We start from the raw sequence: 17882 nt of genomic DNA on the forward strand, positions 1-17882 counted from the left end.
GCTCAGTAGAGCGCTTCCTCGTCCTCAAGAACGTCGTGAATAATTTCCAGGAACATCTTGTCTGCTTCGCTCCAGTTTTCCGGAATGCGGATTGTGGTATTGGCGCTGATGTCCCGGGCAATCAATTCTTTGGCATTGGGCTCTGAGCGATGCTGACGGGCGATCTCCATGGACTTCACGGCGATGGTGGGGTCACTCAGAACCTTTTTGATGAACACTCTCAGCTCGTCAATCATTTTGGCCTGACGGCTTTCAGCGGACGTACTCATACTTCACTCCCGGGACAATTGGATGCTCGGGGGGGTGAACCACCCCCTCTGTAATCATCATAGTATGGTCAAACAGGCCGGTTGCAACCAGCCCAAGGTATCAGATCAGCAGCCCGCGCAGGGTGAAAAACAGGATCGCTGCCATGATCGCTGAGGCCGGTACAGTAATAATCCAGGCCGCCGCAATTTTGGTCAGGTGGGAGCGCTTGACCATCTCTTCCCGATAGATCTTTTTCAAACGCTTGCGCTCGGATTTGGACAGGGGCACCTGTTTTTTCTTCTTGGCCTGCTGCAACAACCGCTCCATTTCTTCCACAGACGCGTTGCGGAAATCATCCAGGAAGGGTCGCAAGCGCTCCTGCTCGTCCGGATCATGCTGCTCCATGATCTTATGCAGCTGAGTCGCATAGTTGGACTTGAGGTACTCACGCAGGAAACCAACGCCAAAGACACCGCCGATGGCGATGTGGGTGGAGCTGACCGGCAGGCCCAACTGGGAAGCCAGGATAACCGTCAATGCAGCCGAAAGAGCAACACAGAAGGCGCGAGTCTTATCCAGCTCGGTGATTTCGCTACCTACTGTTTTGATCAGCCGTGGGCCGAACAGCATCAGGCCAACCGAAAGCCCCAGAGCCCCCACCATCATCACCCACAGCGGGATGCTGGCGGAGGTAACAACACCACCGGAAGACAGCGCGTCGTTGATCGCTGCCAGCGGACCGATGGCATTCGCTACGTCGTTAGCACCGTGGGCAAAACTCAGCAGCGCGGCGGCAAAGATCAACGGCCAGGTAAACAAGCCGCTTACACCGGCGGGGCTGTTCTCCATGGTGGCCGCTTTCCGGCTCACCAGGGCACGCACAGCGAGGAAGACCACTACCGCAGCGGCAAAACCGATCAGCGCAGCGTCAACAAAATCGACCTTGATGACCTTCTTGACGCCCTTGATCATCAGATAGGTACCAAAGGCCCAGGCCATGATGGCCACCAGCCAGGGCACGAAGGTGCGCGCGGCCGGAACCACGTCTTTGCGATAGAGCACGCTCTTCTTGATCAGAAACAGGAACAGCGCCGCCAGTGCGCCACCCAGTACCGGTGAGATCACCCAGCTCGCGGCAATCTTGCCCATGACGGCCCAATCAGCAATACCCCAGCCGCCCGCGGCGATCCCGGCACCCAGTACGCCACCTACGATGGAGTGAGTCGTGGACACCGGCGCTCCCATCCAGGTCGCCAGGTTCAACCACAGGGCGCCGGCCAGCAAAGCCGCGGTCATCAGCCAGACGAACGCCCGCTCTTCGGTCAGGGTCGTGGGGTCAATGATGCCGCCTTTGATCGTGGAAACAACGTCGCCACCGGCGATCAGAGCGCCGCTGGCCTCGAAGATAGCCGCGATGATCACCGCCGCGCCGAGGGAGAGCGCACCCGAGCCCACGGCTGGCCCCACATTGTTGGCAACGTCGTTGGCGCCGATGTTGATCGCCATATAGCCACCGATAACCGCCGCTGCCATCAGCAGCATGCTATTCGGCATATCCTTGCTTAGTGCACCTACGATCAGCCAGACGCCGAGAAGGAATAGCAGGCTGATACCGACCCTGTATCGTTCCGTGGTGGGGCTGGTAAGAAGAGTGTCAAGGAATCCGGTTGAACGGGCCATAGCAGAGTTAGTCTCACTTGGTCGGAGTGGAAATCTGAAATTGCGTGGCAACTATAGTTTTTTTGATGCCAAAATGAAACAAAGCGGTCATATTCCAAACAGGTCACAACTGCCACCGAGAACACTCCCATCTTCCGATAGATTGACCCATAATCGACCCCAAAAGCGTCAAAAATAACAACTTCGACCAGGCCGCCATGCCCAACCACACAGATAACGGCTCCAGATCCGCTGGAGATAGCGAGGAGGCTCAGGTCTCCCGATTGTTAACCTGGCTTTCCGTCATGGCCATCGTGTTCCTGGTGGGTATTGGCAGCAAGGCCTGGTATGCCGGTCACAGCACCCACAGTTACACCTTATGGTCCTTTGCGGTACTGGTCGGCCTTAACATGCTCTATTTCGCCGCTACGACCAACCGGGCCGCCCAGAAAGGGGGACTATTGGTCGTCGTCGGGCTGCTGTTCACTTACCTCATTGCCTCAGGGGGCGAAAGTAATACCGGTCCCCTCTGGTTCTATGTGTTTCCGCCCCTGCTTTTTTATCTGACAAACCTTAAGGCCGGCACAGCCATGTTGCTGTTCTGCTTCCTGCTGGCGGTCATCGTATTCCAGTTTCCAGAACTGCCATTCGTGACCGCGGAATACAGCATGGATTTCAAGATTCGTTTCTTCGCCACGCTGATTTTCGAGTCCATTTTCTGTTTTGTGCTGGAGGCTGGGCGCCTACGGGCACGAGGCCGCCTCATTGAACTGGCCCAAAATCACGAATACGCGGCCCGGACTGACGAGCTGACCGGCCTGTCGAACCGGCGCGACATGCTCAACCGGCTAGCCGGTGAGTTTTCCAGGTATCAGCGGTCCGGCCATCACTTTTCCATCGCCCTGATTGACCTGGACCTTTTCAAGACCATCAATGACCGGTTTGGCCATGACGCTGGCGATGATGTGCTACGCAGGTTTTCTGATCTGATAAAAAACGTGATACGCCAGACGGATATTGCCGCCCGTTGGGGAGGCGAGGAGTTTCTGGTACTACTCCCGGACACCTCGCTACTGCAGGCGCTGACCCTGGCGGAACGCCTACGTGCCGAGGTAGCGGACACCCGTTTCGAATCTGGCAAATCGCACATCCCGGTCACCATCAGCGCCGGCGTGTGCTCCATTGCTAACGCCAATACCCTCGATGATTTGCTAAAACAGGCCGACATAAACCTGTACAGCGCGAAGGAAGCGGGAAGAAACCAGATAGCACCCCGTGTCCGCAGCCGCGAGCAGAAGGGTGCCTGGTCTGCAACTTGAGCACACTCACCACGGACAGTATGATCAGCCGCTTCTATCCTGACCAACTCACTACAGGACCAACTATGACTGCCATCCGCATTCTGGTGGGAAGTGTCTATGGCGGCGCGCTGCTTACTGCCAGAGAGATCAAGAAAGACCTCGAAGCCGTCGGGCATCAGGTCACCGTGCTCGAAAACCCGAGCGTGAGCGACATGACCGGCAACACTGACGCACTGTTGGTTTGCACCTCGACAACCGGACAGGGTGAGGTTCCAGCCAACCTGTTACCTTTCTATGCGGAGCTTCGCGATACGCTGCCGCAACAGCCTGGCCGGCCATTCGGCATCATCGTGCTCGGCGACAGCTCATATGGCGATACGTTCTGCGGCGCCGGAGAGCTGATGGAGGAGGCGCTTTATGAAACGGCCGCTCGCAAAGTCGGAGACACCCTTCGTATCGATGCGCTGGAAACCATGGAACCGGAGAACGAAGCCCTACCCTGGGCGAGGGCCTGGGCAGAACAGCTCTAACAAGGTTGGCGTTTTAACCAGACCACGACACGCTCGCCTCTCAGGGGCTTGAGCCGCCGATAGCGACAGTCCATACTCAGGCTATAACGACAACAATACGGTAGCACCGTGACAAGACAAACCTGGTTGCGATTATTGGCGGCAATGGTCCTGCTGTCTCTGTTTATAGCCCCTGGCATTGGGGCCGCAGCGTCGTACGTTCCCGATATCGAATACCTACGCCTGTCGCCTGGGCAGCAACTGTCGGCGGCGCAGGCGTTTGAACGCGACGATTGGAAGAACTACGAGGGCAACAACCCCAATTTTGGCTACATCCGGGATACGATATGGATTCGGATGCCGGTCAAAAGCGATCCTGCCATTGACCTGCTTGAGGTCCAGTACTCCCAACTCGACCATCTGCAATTTTTCCTTTTTGAAAACGGCAAGCAGGTCCAGCATTACGAGACAGGTGATCACCTACCTTTCGCTCAGAGACCCATTCAGGATCGTCATTTCCTGTTTCCCATTGAGAAAACGTCTGGCCGGAATTATCAGATTCTTCTCAAGGTCAACACGCTTGGGGCCATGCAGATCCCGGTAAAACTGTGGAACACCACCGAGTTTTATGAAGCCTCCTCGGTCCAATCCCAGCTGCACTCCGTTTACTACGGCATCCTGATCACGGTCATATTCTTCAACCTCTTCATATTCACCGCCCTGAAAGAGGCGGTCTACCTGGTCTACGCACTGTCGACACTCGGCTACCTTCTGCTGATTGGCAATCTGAATGGCACCGCCTATCAGATGCTATGGCCCAACTACCCCGGGCTCCAGAACCATGCGATGCTGCTGGCGGTCCCCCTCGCAGTGACCTTCACGCTGCTGTTCTCGAGATTATTCCTCAAACTCAGGCAAACAGCCCCGGCCTGGAACCGACTGATCGGATTTGCATTACTCCTGAACCTGATCATTGCCGCCTATACGTTTTTCACCGATTACAGCATCGGCAGCCGTCTGACCGTGGCGTTCGCCATCCCAAGCTGTCTCCTGCTCACAATCCTTGGCCCCTACCAATGGTACAAGGGCAATCCCCAGGCGGTTTACTACACCATTGCCTGGGGAGCGCTGACCATCGGCAGCGCGGTCACAGCGGCCAACAAGTACGGGTTCTTTCCCAATAACTTCTTCACCACCTACGGCATGCAGATTGGCTCGGCGCTTGAGGCAATCCTGCTGACGCTGGCTCTGGCCATGCGCCTCTACCAGGAGCGCCAGGATAAAGTCGTCGCTCGGGAAGCTGAGCTCAGTGCCATGGCGGCTCGACGATCGGCTGAGCTCAAGCTGATGGATAACGCCCTGCACAACCCGCTGACAGGACTCCCCAACCGCAGCAGTTTCGAAATGGTGTTGAATGATCTGATGATGCGAAGTCCGGATTGCCGGTATGGCGTTGCCATCATCCGCCTCAACAATCTCGATTCGGTCACCAAAACCCTGGGTCATCGCAACAGCGACCGGATACTGGAACTGGCCTCCAAACACTATAATGCGGCCATCCGTGATCTCCCGGGCGCCCTGCCGGTTGAGCAAAACGACCAGCATATCTATTTTGTCGCGGCCCTGGACCCACAGACGTTTGCCTGTGTCGTCAATGCGAATACCGCCGAAGCTGCACCGCGGGCCGTCATCTCCACCCTGGAAGTACTGCGTTTTCCGGTCGACTACCTGGGCATGCAGATTCCCATGGATGTCCGCATCGGCGTGGCCGTCTTCCCCGAGCACGGCAAGGATGCCAACACACTCATTCGCAGGGCCATTATTGCGGAGGGCTCCGACCGGGCAACAGAGCGAGGCATGGCTTACTACAAGCCGTCCCGGGATTCGTTTAGCGCTGACCGCCTGACCATTGCCTCTGAACTCCGCCGGGCCCTTACGGACAACCAACTGGCTCTTTACCTGCAGCCCAAACTGTCGCTGTCGACCAATACTGTCGTCGGTATGGAGGCCCTGATTCGGTGGCCGGAGAAGATGGGGACGATACGTCCGGATGAAATCATTGAACTCGCGGAACAAACGGGGTTGATCAAGCCACTGACGCGCTGGGTTCTGGAGCAGGCACTGAATCTCAGGGCCCGCTTAAAGGAACAGGGATGGGATCTGGGAATCTCGGTGAACATCTCACCGAACAACCTTCGAGAGCCCGACTTTCCCATGTTTGTGCAAAGACTGATGAGCAGTTTTCACAACCACCAGGGCACCATCACCTTTGAAGTGACGGAAACCTCCATGATGCAGGACCCGGCCAATTCCCTGATGGCTCTGAAATCACTCAATGCCGCCGGCATACCAGTGTCCATTGATGATTTCGGGTCCGGATATTCCTCGCTGTCCTACATCAAGCAACTGCCGGCAAGCGAAGTCAAAATCGACCGCTCCCTGGTCACCGATCTGGCCACGGAGTCTGAGGACAGGGTTATCGTGCAGACGACCATCAACATGTGCCACAGCCTGGGTTATCAGGTCGTTGCGGAAGGTGTGGAGGATGAAGCAACAGCAGACATCCTCAGGGACATGGGGTGCAATATGATTCAGGGATATCTGCTGACACCCCCGCTACCTTTCGATAAAGCATTGGCCTGGCTGCATGGCGCCGACGGCCGGCAACAGGGGCTAGGCTGACCATCAGCGCTGGCGAATCAGCGCCTCCTGTGTGGTCGAGGCCACGAGAACGCCTTCCTGATTAAAGAAATTGCCGCGATTGAAACCCCGCCCGGCGGAAGCGCTGGGGCTGTCTTTATCATACAGCAGCCACTCATCCATTCGAAAATCCCGGTGGAACCAGATGGCATGATCCAGACTGGCCACTTGCATGTTTTTACTCATGAACGTCACGCCATGGGGATTCAGGGACGTTCCGAGAAACTGGAAGTCGGAGGCGTAGGTCAGCAGGCAGCGATGGAGTACCGGATCGTCCGGCAGCTGTCCCTGAGCCTTGAACCAGCTTTGCTTGTAAGGCGGCCGTTTCTCGGGCTGAAAAGGGTTCACCGGGTCCACCGGGCGGATCTCGATGGGACGGTCCCGGGTCAGAGAATCCCGCATTTTCTCCGGAACGTGAGGGGCAATGATCTTGCCCCACTCGTGTTCTGACTTGATGGTTTCGGGATCCGGTGCCTGAGGCATGTCCAACTGGTGCTCAAACCCCTCCTCGGCGTTCTGGAACGACATGGAACCTGTCAGAATTTCCTTGCCACCCTGGCGTGCAATCACCCGCCGCACGGAAAAACTGCCGCCATCGCGAACCCGCTGAACTTCATAGTCAATCGGCATGCTGTGGTTGCCAGGGCGCAAGAAGTAGGCATGGAGGGAGTGGCACAGGCGATCTTCGACAGTGCGACTGGCCGCCATCAAAGCCTGCCCAAGCACCTGCCCGCCAAACACATTGGGAAAACCAAGATCTTCGCTATCGCCCTGAAAATGGTCGTCGCCGATGGGAGAAAGATCCAGCAACTCCACCAACTTCTTTGTCACTTCAAGCATGCCTGCTCCTGTCGATTCGTTAGCACACGAAGGAGTTTTCTACCCCAAGCAGACTATTTTCGCAACGAAAAACAGGCCAGTACAGCAGAAGTTCCGGTCCGGACAGCCGCCGGACCGATTGGCGAAACGGCGTATCAGCCGTGAATCGGGGGAACTTCTTTTGAAAGCGCCTGCTTTTCAACCGCGAAACGGCCAGTCAGCGCAAACCCCAGCGAGAACCCATCCGGCCCCCGGAAAATTGCCTTGACGTCAGAACCGTCCTGTTCGACCTGCCATTCACCCTCGGCGCCGGTCGGTGGAGGGCATACCGCAGTCGGGCAGCAAGGGGTTTTGATCATCACCGGCATGGTGCCGTAACTCACTTCGGTACGGTCTCCAGCCAGGGTTTTCGCCAGGGCGCGGGCGCAAGCCATCAAAGGCAAAACATAGAGCAGCACGTGGCCGTCCACTTCCGCACAGTCACCAAGTGCGTAGATATCACTGGCCGACGTCTCCAGCGCCCGGTTCACCACGATACCACGCTCAACGGTCAGCCCGGCAGCCTTGGCCAGCTCAACCCGCGGCCGCAGCCCGACAGCCGAGATCACAAGGTCGGCGTCAATCTGCTCGCCATTGGCAAGACTGAGGCGCACCCCGTTGCCCTCGCGATCAATCTTCTCCACCACCGTTTCAAGATGAAACCGGACACCGAGGTTTTCCAGCTCCCGCTGAACGGCATTGGCCGCGACCGGCGGCAACAGGCCCGGCATGACAACATCGGACGGAGCGATGATGTCTACGTCGTAATCGCCATTTCGCAGATCGTTGGCGAATTCACAACCGATCAGGCCTGCGCCCATAATGGCAACACGCTTCCCACCTTCCAGTGCCTGCCGGAACGCCCGGTAATCCATCAGATCGTTGATCGAGAATACGCGATCCTGGCCATTGCCCGGGATGTCCAGGCGAATGACGTCCGCTCCCCAGGCCAGAACAAGCTTGCTGTAGGCAATGCGCTCGTCACCCACGACCAGCTCATGGGCCTCTGCATCGATGGCGGTGACTGTCGCGAAGGTTCTCAGTTCGATATTCAGCTGCTCAGCCATGGCTTCGGTAGAAGCCTGGGCCAGCCCGTCCGCATCCTTACCTTTTGTGAAACCGGTGGACAGCATGGGCTTGGAGTAGCTGACACCATCATCAGCCGTCACCATGATAATCGGCGTGTCTTTGTCCTGCTTTCGGATTTCCCGCGCCAGCGAGTAGCCGGACAAACCTGTGCCGACAATGACGATGGGGGCCTGCTCAGTCATAACCTTGCTCCGTAGGGATCAGCGATCAGCCAATCTCGATCATTTCAAAGTCTTCTTTTCCAACACCACAATCCGGGCAAACCCAGTCTTCAGGAACGTCTTCCCACTTGGTGCCCGGCTCAATTCCGTCCTCCGGCCAGCCTTCGGCCTCATCGTAAATCAGGCCACACACAACACACTGCCACTTTTTCATTGTATTTCTCCCAATTACCTTCTTTTCCCGCAGCTTTTGACGGGCAACAGCACGCCATAATAATTGTCAGACAATCATGCACGCAAGTGCTTTCTCGAGCTGCCCTGTCGCTGGCGTCAAGATGACAAGGCCGGAGGTAATGATACCCACCACGTCCCTATTCACCAATGCCACTGACGACGCTGCTTGCGCTTGTTTTCTGCCAATAGCCACAAATACAGACCTGATCACCGGCGCTCGCCCCTCCCTTCCGACGAGCCACTCCGGTATAATCGCCGGTTTTACGACAGGATCCGACCGTTATGACCGATACCGTCGCCGAAATGAACAAGGTAATGGACGAAGCCGACTGCCTGGTTAACGAACAACAGGTACAGGCCGCCATTGGCGAGCTGGCAGACGCCATCACTGACCGGCTCCGGGACAGCAACCCCCTGCTATTCTGCGTCATGAACGGGGGCCTGATACTCACCGGGCAACTGCTGACACAACTGAACTTTCCGGTGCAGGCAGAATATCTGCACGCCACCCGCTATCGCCAGGAAACCACCGGTGGCATCCTGGAATGGAAACTCCAGCCGGAAGCCGATATGGCCGGGCGCACCGTTCTGATCGTTGACGACATTCTCGACGAAGGCACAACTCTCTGCGCGATTGCCGACTACTGCAAAGCCCACGGAGCCAGCGAGGTCCTGACCGCCGTACTGGTCGACAAGAAACACGATCGCAAGGCAAAGCCGGACCTCAAGGCGGATTTTACCGGCCTCGAGGTTGAGGACCGATTCCTGTTCGGTTTCGGCATGGACTACAAGGGCTACTGGCGAAACGCGCCCGGTATATATGCCGTCAAAGGACTGTGACATCGACTTCTGTACGCCCGAGCTGTCAGCCAATCCCCGCACCCTGAGCGTACCCCGCACCGAGTGGTATGATTCTCTTGCCGCTGCCGGTCTCAGGAACGCCGACGTCCACGGCCCTGCCCGTTACTGGCTTCAGGTGGAAGGCTCATTCACCAGGGCTTTGCAGCAACAGTGCCGGCACTCGTTTCACGTCGAGATTCATTACGAGGGCTTTTCCCGGCCCTCACTTGAAGAAGCCAGACATTTGGGCATTCCCGGACGCCAACACGCCTGGATTCGCGAGGTTCGCCTGTGCGGCGATGGCGCTCCCTGGGTGCTCGCCCGCACCATTATCCCCCTGGCCTGTCTTGACGGTGAAGGTCGCCGGCTTCGACACCTGGGCAACCGTCCACTGGGCGCGTACCTGTTCAGCAACCCGCTCTGGCAACGCGGTCCCATTGAAACCGGCCTGTGCCTCCCTGAGTTTCCGGGCCAACCCGAGATAGCCCGACGCTCCGTGTTCCGAAATCAGTCCAGGTCCCTTCTGGTGGGCGAGTACCTGCTACCACGGCTCTATCGTTGACATCCAGCCTTTAACCCGCCGACCATCGCTCGCTATAATCCCGTTACCCCGCTCACCGGCACACCTGACGGATTCCAGACTATGCTCCTGAACGCCTTGCCCGAACATATTCAGAGTCGCCTGACCGACTACGCCAGACTGCTCAGGGTTGATCGCCCCATTGGTTCACTGCTGCTGCTCTGGCCGACCTATTGGGCGCTTTGGCTCGCGGGTGACGGCAGCCCCAGCATCGCCAATATCCTCATTTTCACCCTCGGTGTGTTTTTCATGCGGGCCGCCGGCTGTGCCATCAATGACTTTGCAGACCGGGACTGGGACAAACACGTCAAGCGCACCATGGACCGGCCACTAACCGCGGGCCGGATCCAGGCCTGGGAGGCCGTGGCGCTGTTCGCCGGGCTCTGCCTGGTGTCGTTCCTGATGGTCGTGCTGTTTACCAACACGCTGACGTTGTATCTGTCATTCGCCGGCGCCCTGCTGGCCTTCATCTACCCTTTCATGAAGCGCTACACCCACCTTCCCCAACTGTTTCTGGGGGCGGCGTTTTCCTGGGCGATCCCCATGGCCTGGGCCGCCGAAGCCAACGAGCTGAGCCAGGTAACCTGGCTGCTGTTCACCGCCAACGTACTCTGGACGGTTGCCTACGATACGCTCTATGCCATGGTCGACCGCGATGACGACTTGAAGGTTGGCATCAAGTCCACCGCCATCCTGTTCGGCGATGCTGACAAAGCCATCATCGGAATTCTCCAGGCACTGGTGCTGCTGATTCTGATCATCGTTGGCGTACGTTCTGAACTGGGCACCTTTTTCTACCTCGGCGTCGCCGGCATGGCCAGTCTGTTCGTCTATCATCAGTACCTGGCTCGGGATCGTGAGCGGGCCGGATGTTTCAAAGCTTTTCTCAACAACAATTGGGCGGGATTCTCAGTGTTCGCCGGCTTGTTTATCGACCTAATAATTCGCTGACAGTGTCATATACTTGTAATACTAGGGCGTTGTAATGAGGCAGCAACATATCTAGGTCTGACACAGGTTATTGCATATGTCTGGAAAAACTGTCCTGATCGTCGATGACGAAGCGCCCATCCGGGAGATGATCGCTGTCGCCCTCGAGATGGCGGACTATGACTACATAGAGGCAGAGGACGCCCGGGAAGCCCATGCCCTGATTGTCGACAAACACCCGGATCTGGTTCTTCTCGATTGGATGCTACCCGGCACCAGTGGTGTGGAGCTCGCAAGACGACTCAAGAAAGAGGAATCCACCGCCGACATTCCCATCATCATGCTCACCGCCAAGGTTGAGGAAGACAACAAAATCCAGGGGCTGGAAGTGGGTGCCGATGATTACATCACCAAACCCTTCAGCCCCCGCGAACTGGTCGCCCGCCTGAAGGCGGTGCTCCGCAGGGCTACGCCCCCCGGTGTCGATACGCCGATCGAGGTGGATGGCCTGACGCTGGATCCTGTCGGCCATCGGGTGACCACCCATGACGGCGCCCTGAATATGGGACCGACGGAGTATCGCCTGCTCCAGTTCTTCATGACCCATCAGGAACGGGTGTATACTCGCTCGCAATTGCTGGATCAGGTCTGGGGTGGCAACGTATACGTGGAAGAGCGGACTGTCGATGTCCATATCCGTCGCCTGCGCAAGGCACTCGGAGACCGGTATGATCATCTGATCCAGACTGTCCGGGGAACCGGCTACCGATTCTCCACCAAAGCCGCATAGAGCTTACGGGCCCCAGGTCAGCGGCAGCCCAAATCAACACAAGGCGGTGTTTGATGCAGTACAACTGGTCACGCTACTTACGCATTATCATTAGTGGCTTGATTGGCACGACCCTGGTCGGCCTGATCTTTGGCGAACCTCTGTACGGCCTGACCGTGGGCCTGGTGATCTACCTCTGGTGGACGCTGGTTCAGGCCCGCCGCCTCTACCACTGGCTGGCCAATCCCAGCGCCGCCGAGGAGGCACCCCAGAGTGTCGGCCTCTGGGGCGACATTTTCGACAACCTGCACAAGCTCAACCAGAACCATCTTCGGACCCAGGACCGGCTTCGCGCCCAGATCAATCGGGTTCAGGAATCCACCAACGCCATGCGCGACGGCGTGATCATGACCAACGCTCAGGGCGCCATGGAATGGTGGAATGGTTCAGCCGAATACCTGCTTGGATTCCGGCGCAACACGGACCAGGGCCAGTACATCCACAACCTGATCCGAACACCGGTATTCAAAACCTATTTCGATTCCCGGGATTATCGGGAGCCCCTGGAACTGAACTCCCCCTCCAAACCCCACATCCACCTCCAGATCCAGATCAGCCTGTTTGGCGATGACGACCGTCTGATCGTTGCCAAGGATGTGACCCGCCTTTATCAGCTGGAACAGATGCGGCGGGACTTTGTCGGTAACGTCTCCCATGAGATGCGCACGCCACTGACCGTGATCAGCGGATACCTGGAAACCCTCGTAGACAATGCAGACGACCTTCCCCCGAAATGGCGGCGGGCCATCAACACCATGTCCATCCAGTCGTCCCGGATGGAAGCCCTGATTACCGATCTGATCCTGCTGTCAAAAATTGAGACCGGCGAACAAACCGTTCACGATACCCTGACGGAAGTGGACACGATGGTCGAGGAAATCTGTCGCGATGCGCGGGCGCTGAGCGGTGACCAGAAGCACGAAATCACCGTCAATGTAACCGACCACCGGATGTTGCGGGGTGACGAAAGCCAGTTACGCAGCGCCTTCTCCAATCTGATTTTCAATGCGGTCAAATACACGCCGGCCGGCGGACATATCACGGTCACCTGGAGCACGAATCGGGAGGGCGCGCACCTATCCGTCAAGGACACGGGCATTGGCATTGACCCGGTCCACATTCCGAGGCTGACCGAGCGTTTCTACCGGGCAGACCCCAGCCGTCACAAAGACACGGGCGGAACCGGTCTGGGACTGGCGATCGTCAAGCATGTACTGCTGAACCACGACGGCAACCTGGAAATTCACAGCCGTATCGGCGGCGGCAGCGAGTTCATCTGCCATTTCCCTCGGGAACGACTGGTTGAGCGGATTCCGGAAAAGCAGGCGTAAACACTCAAGCCTCAGGCCCGGCCGGCCCGGAAGCGAGCGACAAATCGGGAGAGGTCTTCCAGTTTCTTGGGGTCTTCGTCGACAAAACGGATTGTCACACTGACAAAATCCGTGTCCTGACGCTTATCCACGGCCTGTAGCTGGTGCACATACCCGTTCAGGCGGGCCATTTCGCCCTCCCCGATGTCGATGTCCACAACCGCCTGATCAAGGATACCGGGGAAAACCTGGTCACGTTTTGCCACCACCTTCACTTCGGTCAGATTGATGTCTTTGACCACCGACTTGAGGGCGCTGTCGGCAAACCTGACCGATGCGAGGTTCATGGACGGTTTGCCGGCTGCTGGCTTCTTCGCGGGCGCAGACTCTGGCTGTGACGATGATGCAGACTGAGCGCCGGGCTTTGCGGGTACCGTTGCGGCCTCCCGTTTCTGGGTCAACAGGGTCGCAGATTCCTTGAACGCATCCGCGGGGCCGGCCATGGACTTACCGCTGCTATCCATTGCCTCCTTCAGACGCCGACCCATGACCTTGATAATTTTCTTGCTCAGCCCTTCCGGACTGAAGGGTTTACCCAGATATTCCGACACCCCTTCCTGCACGGCCTCGATGACATGATCCTTGTCTCCGCGGCTGGTGATCATGATGAATGGCACCGTCTTGCACTGCGGCTGCTGGCGCATCCATTGAAGCAGCTCCAGCCCGGACATCTCCGGCATTTCCCAGTCACAAAGCACCAGATCGAACGCATTTCTCGACATCAGCGACTGCGCCCGCTTGCCATTCTGCGCATCCGTCGTCTCGATCACGGGGAAACGCTGGCGTACCGTTCGCTTGACCAGATCCCTCACGAAGCTGGCGTCATCGACTACCAGCGCCTTCAACATTGCCATGATTCAGACCTTCCGTTACCAGAGCCATCCTGTCCACCTTGACCAACTATAGATCAAAGCCCCTGCCCGGAAACCCCATCGCTACAAAAAGACGACATAACCGCCACAAGCAGGAAGCCACGGAACCCCGAGGTTAAACAATTGTCACAAGCGCTGGCCTGATTCAGTATTTTCATGGCGCACAAACGCGATACCATGAGCGTCAGGATTTCTACCACACTTTACCCTGACCGAGGTTTTGCGTGTCGAACATGTTTGCAAGGATTCTTCCCCGCAAGAGCACCCACAGTCGCGTTTCACTCGCGGTGTATCTGACTCTACTGGCAGGGACCTCACTGGCCCAACAGGAGGCGCCGGAGGCAGCACCCGACTCCGCCTTTGATCAATGCAAGATGAGCCTGCAGGACAAAGCCATTGCCGCAGGCGTCAGCGCAGAGACGGCCCGAAGCGTCATGGCGGATGTCAGCCACCTCGACAGGGTCATCGAACTGGATCGCCGACAGCCGGAATTCACCACAACCTTCGCCGACTACCTTAATCGTAGGGTGAATGACACCCGGGTCAGCAAGGGACGCGAAATGCTGGCCGAACATCGCGATCTGTTGAAACAGGTCACTGCGGAAACCGGCGTGCCAGGCCCCTATCTTGTGGCCTTCTGGGGGCTGGAAACCAATTTCGGAAGCTATTTTGGCAAAATGTCGGTGCCCAGTGCCCTGACAACCCTGGCCTGCGACGCCCGGCGTAGCAGCTTTTTCACCACCCAGCTCATCGCCGCCCTGCGCATTATTGACGAGGGCGCCATCGCAGCCGACCAGATGGAAGGTTCGTGGGCCGGTGCCATGGGCCACGTTCAGTTCATGCCGACAGTGTTCCTGAAACACGCCGTGGATGCCGACGGCGATGGCAAGCGCGACCTCTGGAACAGCGTCCCCGATGCCATGATGTCCGCTGGCCGTTTCCTGCAATCAATGGACTGGAACGGCGACTACCGCTGGGGCCGGGAAGTGCTGCTGCCCCGGAACTTCGATTACTCCCTGGCTGATGGGCGTCGTCTGTCGCTGAAGCAGTGGCGGGACATGGGCATCACAGATGCCTTTGGCCATGCCCTGGCCCGGGAACCGATCAAAGCCTCACTGGTCGTCCCTGCCGGGCATGAAGGGCCGGCCTTCCTGGCCTATCATAATTTCCGGGTCATCATGGGCTGGAACCGGTCAGAGTTCTATGCCATTGCGGTTGGTCACCTTGCGGACCGGATCGCCGGCGCAGGAAAGCTCCAGAACCCTCCGCCGGAGGATCTTCCTGCGCTTTCCCGTTCGGCGATCCTTCAGCTTCAGGAGAACCTGAACAATCGCGGATTCGACAGCGGAAAGCCTGACGGCATCATGGGTCCTGGAACCCGCTCGGCTATTCGCCGGTTCCAGGCCTCCGCAGGCCTTGTGGCTGACGGTTACCCCGGTGATCAGGTGCTTCAGAAGCTGGATATCACGACAGGGCGGTAACCCGTAATGGACTCGATCACCCAAGTTGCCCTCGGCGCGAGTATCGCGGGCGCCGTTGCCGGCAAGACCCTGGGGCGGTCCGCCTTACTGGTCGGCGCGGCCCTGGGTACGCTCCCGGACCTTGATGTGGTCATTGACTACGGCTCTGCGGTCGCCAACTTTACCTATCATCGGGGCTTCAGCCATTCCCTGTTTGTACTGGCGCCACTGGCGCTCTTACTGGCCTACCTTCTCCGGCGCTGGAAGCCCCAGCTCTCGTTCCGGCGATGGCTGGCGTTAACCGGACTGGTGCTGATAACGCATCCTCTACTGGATGCCTTCACGACCTATGGTACCCAGCTGTTCTGGCCCTTCGGTTCTCCAGTCGCGATCAGCAGCATTTTCATTATTGATCCGCTCTACACGGTGCCACTGCTCGTCGGCTGCCTGGCATTTTTCATCACCCCCCCGGCCCGGAGCGCCCTGGCGGCAGGCCTTGCACTGTCAACTCTGTACCTGGGCTGGACTGTGGTCGCTCAGCAGATCATCACTGAACGGGTACAACCCGTCCTGGCCAACGCCGGCATGGCATCCGCCAATCTTCTCATCCAACCCATGCCGTTCAACACCATTCTCTGGCGAGTGACCGCTATGTCGGACACTCAGCATGTTGAGATTGTCACCGGGTTTCTGGACGGCGATGCCAGCCCGACGCCGGAGTATTTTCCCCGTCACCCTGCGCTGGCACAGTCGGTCTCCGATTTCCCGGAAGTGCAGCGACTCGAATGGTTCACCCGCGGCTTCCTGAGCTACACCGAAGAAGACGACCGGATTATGGCAACCGATATCCGTTTGGGACTGCCTGGAGCACACCCGTTTACGTTCGTCCTTGCCCAGCATTCAGGTAAGCGGATAACCCCGCTCACCAGCACCCAACTGCCAAGGCCATCCGTTGATCCCCGGGCACTGGGGGTCCTCTGGTCGAGAATCACCGGTGATATCCCTGTGCTCTGCCTCGCCAGTCTGGCACCACCCAGCCAGGGCCAGAGCTGCTGACAATGAGACTGGATCAGTTCATAGCACAATGCTCTACTCTCTCCCGCAAAGATGCCAAACGCGCCATCGGTACAGGCCGAGTTCAGGTGGATGGGCAATCCTGCACCTCGGCCAATCTCAGAGTAACCGAAGATTCAACCGTCACACTTGATGGAGAGCGCTGCCAGCTACCTGGCGAGCTGTACCTGATGCTGAACAAACCCGCGGGGGTAATCAGCGCAACCCGGGACAGCGATCACCCAACGGTGTTGGATCTGCTTCCGGCAGATCTGGCCAAAGATCTTCACATCGCCGGTCGTCTCGATGCCGACACCACCGGCCTGGTATTGCTGACCAGCGATGGTCAATGGTCACACCGGGTCACATCCCCCCGACGACAATGCGAGAAAATCTATCGGGTGACCCTGAGCGCGCCACTGACGGAGCAAGCCGTCCGTGCACTTGAGGGCGGCGTGCAATTGCGCAACGAGGCAAAGCCAACAAAACCGGCACAGGTGAGAATGCTCGAGGACAACGTCATAGAGCTGACCATAACGGAAGGACGCTACCACCAGGTCAAGCGAATGCTGGCTGCGGTTGGCAACCATGTGGACGCGTTACATCGTGAATGCATCGGGGGGATTGCCCTGGATCCGACATTGGGTCCGGGCGAGTATCGAGAATTGACTCCAGACGAGATCAACTGCGTCAACTGAGCGTCAGACTCGCTCAAACTTCTGGGCCTTGAGGTTCTTACGCGCCGAACCGGCCTCGAAGACCTCTCCGTTCATGGCAATGTAAACCCCGTGCGGCAGCAATTGCACCGATGCCCAGGCAAAGCCGATATTGAACACTGCATCGGTCCTGCGCATGCGTGCCGGCTGCATGGCCCCGGTGAGTACAATGGTCTTACCGGTCACCTTCGCCAGAGCTGCCGCCGTTTCAGCCATGGTATCAGTACCATGGGTGATCACAATACGACTGCAATCGCACTCGGCTACGGCCCCTACTACCAGCTCCCGGTCTGTATCGTCCATTTCCAGGCTGTCCTTGCGCAACAACTCCCGCAGTCGGTAGCCCTCATGAATGTTTGACTCGGACAGCAATTCCGGCAGGGTCGAGTGTCCCACCTCGAACTCACTGTTGGCGTCGTGATAGACCTTGTCGATGGTCCCGCCGGTGGTAAAAATCTGGATCATGCTGGGC

The 17882-nt window shown here is 57.9% G+C and carries 18 protein-coding genes; 11 read left to right on the top strand and 7 right to left on the bottom strand.

Going from position 1 to position 17882, the window contains the following annotated elements:
• Window positions 1–2: 2 nt before the first annotated feature.
• Together D777_RS13020 and D777_RS13025 are read right to left on the bottom strand one after the other, a co-directional pair.
• Window positions 3–269 carry a hypothetical protein gene (locus tag D777_RS13020; RefSeq protein ID WP_036132823.1) on the bottom strand — a complete coding sequence of 89 codons (267 nt, stop codon included), beginning with the start codon at window positions 267–269 and terminating at the stop codon, window positions 3–5.
• 100 nt (window positions 270–369) lie between these two features.
• Entirely contained in the window at window positions 370–1929 is a 1560-nt protein-coding gene (locus D777_RS13025) for an inorganic phosphate transporter (protein ID WP_036132824.1), read from the bottom strand.
• 197 nt (window positions 1930–2126) lie between these two features.
• On the opposite strand from D777_RS13025, the gene D777_RS13030 reads away from it, so the two are divergent.
• The 3 genes from D777_RS13030 (at window position 2127) to D777_RS13040 (ending at window position 6400) form a co-directional block, all read left to right on the top strand.
• Window positions 2127–3227, top strand: coding sequence for a GGDEF domain-containing protein (locus D777_RS13030; RefSeq protein ID WP_036132826.1), 1101 nt, complete (start codon window positions 2127–2129; stop codon window positions 3225–3227).
• A gap of 65 nt (window positions 3228–3292) precedes the next feature.
• On the top strand, window positions 3293–3739 hold the full coding sequence (locus D777_RS13035; protein WP_036132828.1) for a flavodoxin: 447 nt from the start codon (window positions 3293–3295) through the stop codon (window positions 3737–3739).
• Window positions 3740–3847: 108 nt separating this feature from the next.
• Window positions 3848–6400, top strand: coding sequence for an EAL domain-containing protein (locus D777_RS13040; protein ID WP_227501762.1), 2553 nt, complete (start codon window positions 3848–3850; stop codon window positions 6398–6400).
• 3 nt (window positions 6401–6403) lie between these two features.
• Here D777_RS13040 and D777_RS13045 read toward each other — a convergent pair whose 3' ends face one another.
• The 3 genes from D777_RS13045 to D777_RS13055 form a co-directional block, all read right to left on the bottom strand.
• On the bottom strand, window positions 6404–7258 hold the full coding sequence (locus tag D777_RS13045; RefSeq protein WP_036132832.1) for an acyl-CoA thioesterase: 855 nt from the start codon (window positions 7256–7258) through the stop codon (window positions 6404–6406).
• A 134-nt stretch (window positions 7259–7392) separates the two neighbouring features.
• Window positions 7393–8547, bottom strand: a complete 1155-nt coding sequence (locus D777_RS13050; RefSeq protein ID WP_036132834.1) for an NAD(P)/FAD-dependent oxidoreductase — start codon at window positions 8545–8547, stop codon at window positions 7393–7395.
• A 25-nt stretch (window positions 8548–8572) separates the two neighbouring features.
• The gene (locus tag D777_RS13055; RefSeq protein ID WP_008173532.1) at window positions 8573–8740 is read right to left on the bottom strand and encodes a rubredoxin; all 168 of its coding nucleotides are present in this window, start codon (window positions 8738–8740) and stop codon (window positions 8573–8575) included.
• Between the two features lie 302 nt (window positions 8741–9042).
• Here D777_RS13055 and D777_RS13060 point away from each other — a divergent pair, with 302 nt between their 5' ends.
• The 5 genes from D777_RS13060 (at window position 9043) to phoR (ending at window position 13270) form a co-directional block, all read left to right on the top strand.
• Window positions 9043–9600 (top strand): hypoxanthine-guanine phosphoribosyltransferase, encoded by a 558-nt coding sequence (locus D777_RS13060; RefSeq protein WP_036132852.1) that lies wholly within the window; start codon window positions 9043–9045, stop codon window positions 9598–9600.
• Window positions 9581–10162, top strand: coding sequence for a chorismate--pyruvate lyase family protein (locus D777_RS13065; protein WP_081849552.1), 582 nt, complete (start codon window positions 9581–9583; stop codon window positions 10160–10162). The genes D777_RS13060 and D777_RS13065 overlap by 20 nt, the downstream gene beginning before the upstream one ends.
• 81 nt (window positions 10163–10243) lie before the next feature.
• Window positions 10244–11131, top strand: a complete 888-nt coding sequence (ubiA, locus tag D777_RS13070; protein ID WP_036132854.1) for a 4-hydroxybenzoate octaprenyltransferase — start codon at window positions 10244–10246, stop codon at window positions 11129–11131.
• A 76-nt stretch (window positions 11132–11207) separates the two neighbouring features.
• Complete coding sequence (gene phoB, locus D777_RS13075) at window positions 11208–11900, top strand: phosphate regulon transcriptional regulator PhoB (protein ID WP_036132856.1); 693 nt, start codon at window positions 11208–11210, stop codon at window positions 11898–11900.
• Between the two features lie 53 nt (window positions 11901–11953).
• Window positions 11954–13270: a phosphate regulon sensor histidine kinase PhoR gene (phoR, locus tag D777_RS13080; RefSeq protein ID WP_036132857.1), complete on the top strand. Its 1317-nt coding sequence runs from the start codon at window positions 11954–11956 to the stop codon at window positions 13268–13270.
• An 11-nt stretch (window positions 13271–13281) separates the two neighbouring features.
• Here phoR and D777_RS13085 read toward each other — a convergent pair whose 3' ends face one another.
• Window positions 13282–14163: a response regulator gene (locus D777_RS13085; RefSeq protein ID WP_036132859.1), complete on the bottom strand. Its 882-nt coding sequence runs from the start codon at window positions 14161–14163 to the stop codon at window positions 13282–13284.
• Window positions 14164–14414: 251 nt separating this feature from the next.
• Between D777_RS13085 and D777_RS13090 the strand changes: the two genes are divergently transcribed.
• Genes D777_RS13090 through rsuA form a run of 3 tightly spaced genes read left to right on the top strand, consistent with a single transcriptional unit; the run spans window position 14415 to window position 17392 of the window.
• Complete coding sequence (locus D777_RS13090; RefSeq protein ID WP_036133115.1) at window positions 14415–15662, top strand: lytic murein transglycosylase; 1248 nt, start codon at window positions 14415–14417, stop codon at window positions 15660–15662.
• A 6-nt stretch (window positions 15663–15668) separates the two neighbouring features.
• The gene (locus D777_RS13095) at window positions 15669–16697 is read left to right on the top strand and encodes a metal-dependent hydrolase (protein WP_036132861.1); all 1029 of its coding nucleotides are present in this window, start codon (window positions 15669–15671) and stop codon (window positions 16695–16697) included.
• Between the two features lie 2 nt (window positions 16698–16699).
• On the top strand, window positions 16700–17392 hold the full coding sequence (rsuA, locus tag D777_RS13100) for a 16S rRNA pseudouridine(516) synthase RsuA (protein WP_036132863.1): 693 nt from the start codon (window positions 16700–16702) through the stop codon (window positions 17390–17392).
• A gap of 3 nt (window positions 17393–17395) precedes the next feature.
• Here rsuA and D777_RS13105 read toward each other — a convergent pair whose 3' ends face one another.
• On the bottom strand, window positions 17396–17875 hold the full coding sequence (locus tag D777_RS13105) for an asparaginase domain-containing protein (protein ID WP_036133117.1): 480 nt from the start codon (window positions 17873–17875) through the stop codon (window positions 17396–17398).
• Between the last annotated feature and the right edge of the window lie 7 nt (window positions 17876–17882).

It is taken from the genome of Marinobacter nitratireducens, from assembly GCF_000708045.1.
Taxonomy (GTDB): Bacteria; Pseudomonadota; Gammaproteobacteria; order Pseudomonadales; family Oleiphilaceae; genus Marinobacter; species Marinobacter nitratireducens.

Excerpts from the sequence above, each read along its gene's own strand:
- D777_RS13020 (WP_036132823.1), bottom strand. The coding sequence starts at position 269 with ATGAGTACGTCCGCTGAAAGCCGTCAGGCCAAAATGATTGACGAGCTG.
- D777_RS13025 (WP_036132824.1), bottom strand. The coding sequence starts at position 1,929 with ATGGCCCGTTCAACCGGATTCCTTGACACTCTTCTTACCAGCCCCACC.
- D777_RS13030 (WP_036132826.1), top strand. The coding sequence starts at position 2,127 with ATGCCCAACCACACAGATAACGGCTCCAGATCCGCTGGAGATAGCGAG.
- D777_RS13035 (WP_036132828.1), top strand. The coding sequence starts at position 3,293 with ATGACTGCCATCCGCATTCTGGTGGGAAGTGTCTATGGCGGCGCGCTG.
- D777_RS13045 (WP_036132832.1), bottom strand. The coding sequence starts at position 7,258 with ATGCTTGAAGTGACAAAGAAGTTGGTGGAGTTGCTGGATCTTTCTCCC.
- D777_RS13050 (WP_036132834.1), bottom strand. The coding sequence starts at position 8,547 with ATGACTGAGCAGGCCCCCATCGTCATTGTCGGCACAGGTTTGTCCGGC.
- D777_RS13055 (WP_008173532.1), bottom strand. The coding sequence starts at position 8,740 with ATGAAAAAGTGGCAGTGTGTTGTGTGTGGCCTGATTTACGATGAGGCC.
- D777_RS13060 (WP_036132852.1), top strand. The coding sequence starts at position 9,043 with ATGACCGATACCGTCGCCGAAATGAACAAGGTAATGGACGAAGCCGAC.
- D777_RS13065 (WP_081849552.1), top strand. The coding sequence starts at position 9,581 with ATGCCGTCAAAGGACTGTGACATCGACTTCTGTACGCCCGAGCTGTCA.
- ubiA (WP_036132854.1), top strand. The coding sequence starts at position 10,244 with ATGCTCCTGAACGCCTTGCCCGAACATATTCAGAGTCGCCTGACCGAC.
- phoB (WP_036132856.1), top strand. The coding sequence starts at position 11,208 with ATGTCTGGAAAAACTGTCCTGATCGTCGATGACGAAGCGCCCATCCGG.
- phoR (WP_036132857.1), top strand. The coding sequence starts at position 11,954 with ATGCAGTACAACTGGTCACGCTACTTACGCATTATCATTAGTGGCTTG.
- D777_RS13085 (WP_036132859.1), bottom strand. The coding sequence starts at position 14,163 with ATGGCAATGTTGAAGGCGCTGGTAGTCGATGACGCCAGCTTCGTGAGG.
- D777_RS13090 (WP_036133115.1), top strand. The coding sequence starts at position 14,415 with ATGTTTGCAAGGATTCTTCCCCGCAAGAGCACCCACAGTCGCGTTTCA.
- D777_RS13095 (WP_036132861.1), top strand. The coding sequence starts at position 15,669 with ATGGACTCGATCACCCAAGTTGCCCTCGGCGCGAGTATCGCGGGCGCC.
- rsuA (WP_036132863.1), top strand. The coding sequence starts at position 16,700 with ATGAGACTGGATCAGTTCATAGCACAATGCTCTACTCTCTCCCGCAAA.
- D777_RS13105 (WP_036133117.1), bottom strand. The coding sequence starts at position 17,875 with ATGATCCAGATTTTTACCACCGGCGGGACCATCGACAAGGTCTATCAC.